Origin of the sequence: Limosilactobacillus mucosae, from assembly GCF_046939755.1 — a bacterium.
GTDB classification, from domain to species: Bacteria; Bacillota; Bacilli; order Lactobacillales; family Lactobacillaceae; genus Limosilactobacillus; species Limosilactobacillus mucosae_A.
Window position 1 is genome coordinate 1 of record NZ_JBKZAY010000044.1, and the last position, 8,922, is coordinate 8,922.

Genomic DNA, 8,922 nt, shown 5'->3' on the forward strand with positions numbered 1-8,922 from the left:
AGACTTTCTGACTATTCTGTATAGTAAAGCAGACAGCAGGCCCCTAAGCCCGTATGCGTTGCAATAATCGGTACCGTCTCGCGAACGACGATTGGCAGTTCAGGACAGATTGCCTGAACTTTTTCCTTGAGCCGTTCAACCTCACTCATGCCTTCAACGTGCGAGATGCCGACGCCTAAAACTTTAGGACCATTTGCCATCTCGTCTAAGATCTTGTCCCATTCCTTATGAATTGCCTTCATGCCTCGCCCTTTGGAAGCCACATGGATCTCACCGCCATAGACCTGCAGCATGACCTTGATGTTCATAAAGCGAGATAACGCACCGGCAAATTTGCTGATTCGGCCACCCGCAACCAGGTTGTCGAGATTGTCGATTGCCAGATAAAGCTTACTCTTTTGAAAGACGTCTTTCATCTTGGCAATTGCATCAGCAACCGTTCCGCCATTTTCAATGACTTTAGCGGCTTCAATAATCTGAAACGCCATGCAGCGATCAGTAGTTTGACAATCATAAACCGTTACTTTGGTTTTGGTTAGGTTGGCAGCCTGTTCAGCAGCATGAACCGTACCGCTGATCGATGCCATCATCGTCACGCACAGAACCTCGCTGCCGTCTTCGCCTGCCTGGTCAAAAGCATCAACGAACTTGCCGATTGGCGGCTGCGAGGTTTTCGGCAGCGACTTGGCATTTTTCATCATCGTTGGAAACTGATCATTGGTGATCGTTTCGCGTTCAACATAAACCGTCCCGTCAATCATTACTGACAACGGTACGATCGTAATATCATATTTCTTAATTTCTTCGTCGGTAAGGCCAGCTGAAGAGTCAGCCACAATTTTAATCTTTGACATGGAAATTACCCACTTCCTGATCAAGTTTGATATAATATATCTAGTATCGCAAACTAGATATATTATTTTAAAGACTAAATACATTATAAACTTAGTCTGCTGGGCATGCAAACTGCCTTGATAATTAATTTAATTAACTTTAGTATAGCAGAAATAACGGCTGATTTCATTGCCGAGCACTTTTATGAAAGGAGCATTCAGCTTACAGATGAAAAACTCAACCTCACGTCGCCAAACTCTTTTAATTGAAATCGCCAATGCCATTACTCACGGTGTTGGCGCGGCCCTGGCCATTGCCGGATTGGTGATTTTGATCGTGCGGGCGGTTCATACCGGCAGCCCTATGCGCATCGTCACTTTTTCAATCTATGGCGCGGCTTTAGTCCTGTTCTTTTTAGCCTCAACGCTGTTTCACTCGCTGATCTTTACTCGCGCTAGACGCGTCTTCCAAATTCTGGACCACGACATGATCTACCTGGTGATTGCCGCCAGCTACACGCCATACTGTCTGGTGGCCATTAAAGGCTGGCAGGGCTGGACGCTGTTTGGCATTATCTGGGCCATGGCAGTCGCCGGCATTGTTTACAAAAGCATCTGGTTTCAAAAAAAGAGTAAATGGTCAACGATTTTCTACGTGATCATGGGCTGGATGTGCGTGCTGGCATTCTGGCCGCTTTGGCACGCCTTAGGACCGGTTGGCTTTAGCCTGCTGCTGGCTGGCGGCATTACCTATACATTGGGCGCCCTGCTCTACAGCATGCCAACCCGCTACACGCATCTGATCTGGCATCTTTTCGTCATGGTCGGTACGGCATTCATCTACTTTTCGATTTTGCTTTACGTCTAATTTTTAATCCAATGCTCAAAGCGACAGTTGGGAACGCCCGACTGCTCGCTTTTTATTTTATCGACATCTGCCAAATGCCAGCCCTGATAATCAATCGCTGGCATTTTGGTATCGCCGCCAAAGGACTGTTCAACTACGGTACGGTAAAGGTCGCCTGCTAAAGGAAGCAGCGTTTGATAAATCTGTGCCCCACCGATGACAAAGCAGTGCTGACCAGCCAGCCGACCAGCCAACAGCTTCTTTAGCTCATCAACACTGTGCACCACCGTAATCCTGGCATCGGCCAGTTTTTGATGCGTCAAGACGATATTTTCGCGTTTTGGCAGTGGTCGGCCAATCGACTTAAACGTATTGGCCCCCATAATTACCGGATGATTGAGCGTCACGGCTTTAAAATGCTTCAAATCGGCCGGCAAATGCCATGGCATGGTGCCGTTCTTGCCGATATAGCCGTCTGGATCCTGAGCCCAGATAAAGTCCAGCTGATTCATAAAACCACCTCTTAAACGGCAACTGGAGCCTTGATTCCAGCCTCATGCTGATAGTTTTCCAGCTTAATGTCATCCATCTCATATTGATCAACTGGCTTAGGATCTGCCGGCAGAATCAGTTTAGGTGCGGGATGCGGAGTCCGCGAAAGCTGTTCTTTGATCTGTTCAATATGATTGCTGTAGATGTGCGCGTCACCTAAAGTATGGACGAACTCGCCAACGCCTAAGCCGCATTCCTTGGCAATCATGTGCGTTAAAAGCGCGTAGCTGGCAATATTGAACGGTACGCCCAGAAAAATATCGGCACTGCGCTGGTACAGCTGACAGCTAAGTTTGCCATCATTGACATAGAACTGAAACATCGTGTGGCAAGGCGGCAATGCCATGCTGTCCACGTCTTCTGGATTCCACGCCGAAACAATCATTCGGCGTGAGTCAGGCGTAGTCTTGATCTGCTCGATGACTTTGGCAATCTGATCAATGTAATGACCATCACTGGTTTTCCAGTGCCGCCACTGCGATCCGTAAACCAGCCCCAGATCGCCATATTTTTGAGCAAACTCGTCATCAGCTAAGATTCGGTCGCAAAAAGCCTTTTTTTCAGCCAAATACACCTTTTTAAATTCTGGATCCTTCAGCCAGCGGTGACCAAAGTCCGTCATATCAGGGCCATGATATTCCGAGCTTTCTACCCATTTCTTAAAGGCCCATTCATCCCAAATATGGTTCTTGTGCTGCAGCAGGAAGCGAATATTAGTATCACCGCGTAAAAACCACAGCAGCTCGCTCTTGACCAGTCCAAACGGCACAAACTTGGTGGTTAGAATCGGAAAACCGGCGTTAAGATCGAAGTGCATCTGATAGCCGAAAACCGAGCGCGTTCCTGTTCCTGTCCGGTCGCTTTTTTTGTGGCCATGTTCCAGCACATAGCGAGCCAGATCCAGGTACTGCTGCTCATTATCATTGATTGCCATGTCTTATCTTCCTTTCAATCATCAAATAAGTTTCATTCTAGCACATCACTGCGATAGGCGCGTCTATTTTACTATTCATCTACGAATTCGCTAAGATACTCCCAGCGTTCGGTCTTGTCTGCCAAGGCTTTTTGCACTTCATTCAATTCTTTTTGGAGTTCAGCCAGTTTGGCATAGTTGTCACCATTGGCTGCCATTTCATTTTCGATTTGTTTTTGACGTTCGTCTAGCTGATCGATCTCTTCGTCAATATGGTCCCATTCCAGTTTTTCAGCATAGGTCAGTTTGGTCTTAGCCTTGTTTTCTTTAACAGGCTTAACGGCAGCTGCCGTTTTCTTGGCAGCTGCCTTGGCCGCGGATTTGGCTGCCTGAGCCGCCTGCGCATCAGCCTGGGCCTTTTTGAGATATTCCGTGTAGTAGCCGCGGTAGCGTTCGATCTTGCCTTGGCCATGGAAGATCAGCAGATTATCGGCCACCTTGTCCAAAAAGTAGCGGTCGTGCGACACCGTAATGACCGTTCCGGCGAAATCGTCCAGATAGTCTTCCAATACCGTCAGCGTTCCAATATCCAGATCGTTGGTCGGTTCATCCAACAGCAGGACGTTTGGCTGCTGCATCAAGATCTTTAACAGATACAGCCGCCGCTTTTCACCACCAGAAAGCTTCCGGATCAGCGTCCCATGCATAAACCGCGGAAACAAGAAACGCTCCAGCAGCTGCGTTACGTTAACCCGATTGCCATTTTTATCGACCACGTTGTCGGCGACTTCCGTCAGATAGCTGATCATGCGCTTGTCGTCATCAATGCCTTCCGTCTGCTGTGTATAGTATCCCAGCTTAACGGTCTCGCCAATCTTCAAAACGCCCGAATCAAGCTTGGTCCGACCCGCGATCACATTTAAAAGCGAGGTCTTGCCGGCACCGTTTTCGCCGGTAATGCCGATTCGATCGCCGGCTTGCACCAGCCAGTCAAAGTCGTTTAAGATTTCATGATTACCATACTTTAGATTGGCATGCTGCATTTCAATAACGTCTTTGCCCAATCGCTGCGAGCCTAGTTCAATTGAGATATCCTCATCGACTTTCAGCTTGCCCAGATTGTCCTTGAGCTCGTTAAAACGATTGATCCGTCCCTTTTGCTTGGTTGAGCGCGCCTTGGCTCCATGCCGCATCCAGGCCAGCTCTTTTTTGTAAAGGGCCTGCCGCTTGCGCTCGCCTTCCTGCGCTAATTCAACCCGTGTCGCTTTTTGAGCCACGAAATCCTGGTAGTTGCCGTCATAATGATAAAGCTTGCCAAACGACAGCTCCCAGATATGATTGGCAACCTGATCCAAAAAGTAACGGTCATGCGTAACGACCAGCACGGCTCCGCGATAGCTGGCCAGATAGTCCTGCAGCCACATGATCGAGTCAATGTCCAAATGATTGGTTGGCTCATCAAGCATCAGCAGATCAGGTTCTTGAATCAAGACCTGCGCCAAGCCAACCCGCTTACGCTGACCACCTGAGAGCTCCTTGATTTTTTGGTTGGCATCATTGATCTTCAGCTGCGTCAAAATCGTCTTGACGCGGCTGTCGGCTTCCCAGGCATCCTCTTGATCCATGGCAGCCTGCATTTTGGTAAAACGATCGCTTAATTTAGGATCTTCAGGATGCGCGCTAAAATCCAGCAAGGCTTTTTCATATTGCCGAATCGTTTGAAAGACCGGCTGGCCCCCTGCAAATACAGCATCCATGATGGTTTTTTCTTCGTCGAGATCTGGCTGCTGCTTCAAAAAACCAATTGAATAGTCGCTAGGCTTGATGATCTCGCCGGCCTCGGGACTGACCGCGCCACTGATGACATTTAAAAGCGAGGTCTTGCCACTGCCGTTGGTGCCAATCAAGCCAATGCGGTCCTGTTCATTGATAATGAATGAAACGTCTTTAAACAGTGTTTTTTCACCATACGTACTGGTGAGATTTTCAGCTCTTAATGTTTTCATTGCCATCCTCTTTTGCTAATTGTGCTGCTGCGACTAATAATGCGTTTTGATCGTTGGGCAGCTTACGATCCAAAACCTGCTGCTGAAGCTGATGCAGAATCTGCCCCATCTTCGGTCCCGGCTTAACGTGTGCCAGTTTAATCAGTTGGCCGCCATTGACTGCCAGTTCCTTGGCGCTCTTAATCGGCAGTGCCTGGTAGCGATCACGCAGGTCAAGCTCTTCTTGAGAATGACCGAATAATGCCGCGACTCGATTGGCGCTGATCAAAAGCTTTTCTCCAGTAGCAAACAGATTTGCTGGCGTCAGCTGATCATTTAAAATCGCATTGACTGCCAAAACCATTTTCTGCACGTCGCCGATCAGTTCATTAGAAGTCTTCCAAGCCCTTAAAAAGGCATTACGCTGGGCATGATCCAACTGCATAACCATCATCAGCGCCGTCCAGGCCTCGGCTTCTGTCTTAAGCTGCCATGGCTTTAGGTCCAATAGCTGATCAAGAGCAGGCTTTTGATCAGCCAGTTTTGGACAATAACGGTAAAGATTGGTCTCAATCAGATCGGTCAATCCGGCCACGGGGTTCTGTCCCAACAGCAGCTTTTCAAATTCGACCCGGATCCGTTCCACGGCAATCTTTTCCAGCAGCGGCGCATTGTCTTTGATGCCCTGCTTGGTTGGTTCGTCAATCTTAAAGTTCAGCTTGCTGGCAAAACGAACGGCCCGCATCATGCGCAGGGCGTCTTCATGAAAACGCTCAGCTGGTTTGCCAACCGCTTTGATCAAGTGCCGCTTTAAGTCGCCTAGCCCATCAAACAAATCAATAACCTCGCCATTTTCTTTCAGCGCTAAAGCATTGATCGTAAAATCACGCCGCTTTAAGTCTTCTGCCAGTGAGCGGACAAACGTTACCGAATCTGGGCGGCGAAAGTCCTGGTAGCCGGATTCAGTTCGAAAAGTAGTCGTCTCGTAGCCAACGCCATGATCCAAAATCATGACCGTCCCATGCTCAATACCGGTATCAACCGTCCGATTAAAGATCTGCTTGATTTCGGCTGGATAGGCACTGGTGGCAATGTCGATGTCATGAATCGGATCGCCTAAAATCGTATCGCGCACGCAGCCGCCGACAAAATAAGCTTCAAAACCTGCCTGCTCAATACGCTGCAGAATCGGCCGCGCTGGTTCAAAGACGGCCGGCAGTTTTTCGATTTTCACGGATATCATTTCCTTGTTTCGTGGATTTGGTTTTATAACCAGTCTTAACTATTTTAGCAAACTTTCAAGGCCTCGAAAACGCGATCTGCAATTTAGCAAACTTTATCAATCCTGACCCAGTAACCATGATAAAGGGATCCTGACTCGAATCTGCCGACTTGAAAAAGCACCAGCCGCTCGGATTGATTTAAGCGGACATCAGCGATTGGGTTATGCTTGCTTTTGGTTGCTTTTCGCGTTATTGTTAAGGTAAATCATTACTACGGGAAAACAAATCAGAAAGGAGCTTTTTATGGACCAATACCCTTACCAGACTGCCTTTCATCGGGAGCTTAAAGCCATTGGTCGCGCGCAAATGACCATTGATGCCTATGATGCCACGCTGCGCCAATTATTTAACTATCTTGAAGATCAGCGTCCGATCTATGCTCATGACCCAAGCGCCAACAACGTAACGGAAACCGACGTCCGTGCCTACCTGAACTGGCTGCGTGATGAACAAGACATTACTCTGGCAACTTTTAACAAGGTGCTTTCTCAGCTCAGCCGCTATTTCCGCTTTTTGTTTACGCATCAGCTGATCGACAACTATCCTACGCTGACTATTCATGGCAAGGCAACTAAGCCTAATCAGCATCTTTCTACTAAATGGCTGCTCAAGCTGGATGATATTCTCGCTGATGATCATCTTCAGCTCTATACCCGTGCCGTTTTGTTCTTGAGCAGCCGCGGCTATACAGTTGCTGAGTTTCTGCAGCCAGGATTTGGAGACGTATGGCGCAGCTTGAAACCTAAAAACGCCGTTGAACAGAATTTCATGAAGACCTTCGCTGCCTATATCGCACCTATTCAGCAGCTGCAGAACTGCCAGGATATCTTTTTAAAGCAGCGGCTGAATCGCGAGCATCCCTGGATCAGCAACGCCGGCCTGTTTAAATATCTGAAGGCCGATGAAGACTACCTGGGCTTTAAGTTGGCTCCTAAGTATCTGCATCAAAGCTATATTCTTTATGAGATTGCTCAGCATCACGACGCCACGCCCCAAGAGCTGCAGACGCGACTGAGACTGAATCCACAGTCCCTGCTCTATTATCAGCGTCTCTTGCTGCAGCTTAAATAAAAAGGTTCCGCATAACGCGGAACCTTTTTATTTAGAACATTTCTTGATCCAGACGTTCCTGCATCTCAGTATCAGCAGGGTTAAGCCGTACGTAATGTTCCATCTCATCAATCATTAAATCACGCTGCCCGGTTTCTTGGTAAAAACCAATCAGATTCTTTAAAAAGTCGACGTTTTCGTTATAGGTTGGCATGGCGGCTTGATAGAACCGTTCGGCCAGTTCATATTTTTCCAATGCCTGATAGGAAACTGCCAGATTCCAATCCAGTTGAGGATCAACCTCATCTGCCTTGACTAACGGCGCCAGCAGCTTGACATTGACCTGATGCTCGCCCAGTTTGATCAACAGATTGCTGTATTCCAAGGTAATCGTTAAGTTGTCTGGATCTAATTCATGTGCTTTTTGCAGATACTTTTGCATCAGTTTAAAATCGCCAACGTGACTGGCCATTCTTGCTGCCAGTTCAAAAAGATTCTCATTGTACTGATCAACGCCCAGACCCTCTTGAACGGTTTTTAGACCAGCCTCATACTGCTGTGTCTGCTCATAGGCCCGCGCTAAGGCAGGATAGGCCGATGCATACTGATCATCATCTTTGATCAAATCAGTCAGTGTTTCAATGGCATCCTTGAATTCACCCAACTCCAGCTGCGTCAGTCCAGTTTGGAAACGAACGTCGCTGGTTTGATATGCTGGCGCCACCTGTTTGAGATAGCCCAATGCCTGCTCGTAATGACCGCTTTGCGCGTAGGCCATGCCTAGGCGTGCAGCGATATCAACCTTGGCAAACTCTACGGCACCGGTTTGAATCAGCGCAAAGTAAAATGGCACTGCTTTATCAAACTGACCAACCAGATAGTAAAACTCGCCCATGGCAAACAAAACGGCTGGCTCTCCTGGCGCTGCTTGATAGGCTTGTTTGAGCTTGGCTTCCGTCACCTCGAACTGCCCCTCCGTTTGATAAAGATCAGCCGCCACCAACAGTGCTTGGACATAGGCTGGCGAATCAGGCGCAATCTGCGTCAGATAAGCCAATGCCTCATCGTTATGACCATTGTCGATTGCAATCTCAGCCAGTGCGGTTCGCAGCTCATCTTCATCCGGATAACGCTCCAGCAGCTTTAGGTAGGCGCGGCGAGCTTGCGGCAGCAGTCCCAGCGCATACAGCTGCTCTGCCAGATTGAACAGAATCTCATCATCGTCTTTGCGCAGAGCCCAGGCAAATTCTTTTTGGGCTTCTTCCATATTGCCATCTTCAATTGCCTGCAGACATTTTTCGGAAAAGGTCACGCTATTTCCCCCTTAGTTTAATCATGCTTTTTTAGTTTAACATAAAACAACAATAAAACTGCTGATAAACCCTCATAAGCCGCACTGGCAAAGATTGGGTCTACACTATCTTGTATTGGTGAGTACTGATATTAGATTTCGAGTATA

Annotated in this window: 8 protein-coding genes; 2 read left to right on the top strand and 6 right to left on the bottom strand. The window is 48.0% G+C overall.

What is annotated here, in order from left to right; genetic code table 11:
• Positions 1-11: 11 nt before the first annotated feature.
• Positions 12-854, bottom strand: coding sequence for a DegV family protein (locus ACLUWI_RS09690; protein ID WP_412147156.1), 843 nt, complete (start codon positions 852-854; stop codon positions 12-14).
• Positions 855-1,062: 208 nt separating this feature from the next.
• On the opposite strand from ACLUWI_RS09690, the gene trhA reads away from it, so the two are divergent.
• Positions 1,063-1,701: a PAQR family membrane homeostasis protein TrhA gene (trhA, locus tag ACLUWI_RS09695; protein ID WP_412147157.1), complete on the top strand. Its 639-nt coding sequence runs from the start codon at positions 1,063-1,065 to the stop codon at positions 1,699-1,701.
• Here the strand turns inward: trhA and ACLUWI_RS09700 are convergent.
• From ACLUWI_RS09700 to ACLUWI_RS09715, 4 genes are all read right to left on the bottom strand, one after another.
• On the bottom strand, positions 1,698-2,192 hold the full coding sequence (locus ACLUWI_RS09700; RefSeq protein ID WP_412147158.1) for a dihydrofolate reductase: 495 nt from the start codon (positions 2,190-2,192) through the stop codon (positions 1,698-1,700). The two genes, trhA and ACLUWI_RS09700, sit on opposite strands and share 4 nt — an antisense overlap.
• Before the next feature lie 11 nt (positions 2,193-2,203).
• Positions 2,204-3,166 carry a thymidylate synthase gene (locus ACLUWI_RS09705; RefSeq protein WP_412147159.1) on the bottom strand — a complete coding sequence of 321 codons (963 nt, stop codon included), beginning with the start codon at positions 3,164-3,166 and terminating at the stop codon, positions 2,204-2,206.
• A gap of 71 nt (positions 3,167-3,237) precedes the next feature.
• A complete protein-coding gene (locus ACLUWI_RS09710) occupies positions 3,238-5,151 on the bottom strand; it encodes an ABC-F family ATP-binding cassette domain-containing protein (RefSeq protein WP_412147160.1) in 1,914 nt (637 codons plus the stop codon).
• Positions 5,132-6,364: a CCA tRNA nucleotidyltransferase gene (locus ACLUWI_RS09715; protein ID WP_412147161.1), complete on the bottom strand. Its 1,233-nt coding sequence runs from the start codon at positions 6,362-6,364 to the stop codon at positions 5,132-5,134. The genes ACLUWI_RS09710 and ACLUWI_RS09715 overlap by 20 nt, the downstream gene beginning before the upstream one ends.
• Positions 6,365-6,656: 292 nt before the next feature.
• Here ACLUWI_RS09715 and ACLUWI_RS09720 point away from each other — a divergent pair, with 292 nt between their 5' ends.
• Positions 6,657-7,484 carry a site-specific integrase gene (locus tag ACLUWI_RS09720; protein WP_412147162.1) on the top strand — a complete coding sequence of 276 codons (828 nt, stop codon included), beginning with the start codon at positions 6,657-6,659 and terminating at the stop codon, positions 7,482-7,484.
• Between the two features lie 31 nt (positions 7,485-7,515).
• On the opposite strand, the gene ACLUWI_RS09725 is transcribed toward ACLUWI_RS09720, so the two are convergent.
• On the bottom strand, positions 7,516-8,775 hold the full coding sequence (locus ACLUWI_RS09725) for a tetratricopeptide repeat protein (RefSeq protein ID WP_412147163.1): 1,260 nt from the start codon (positions 8,773-8,775) through the stop codon (positions 7,516-7,518).
• Positions 8,776-8,922: the final 147 nt, after the last annotated feature.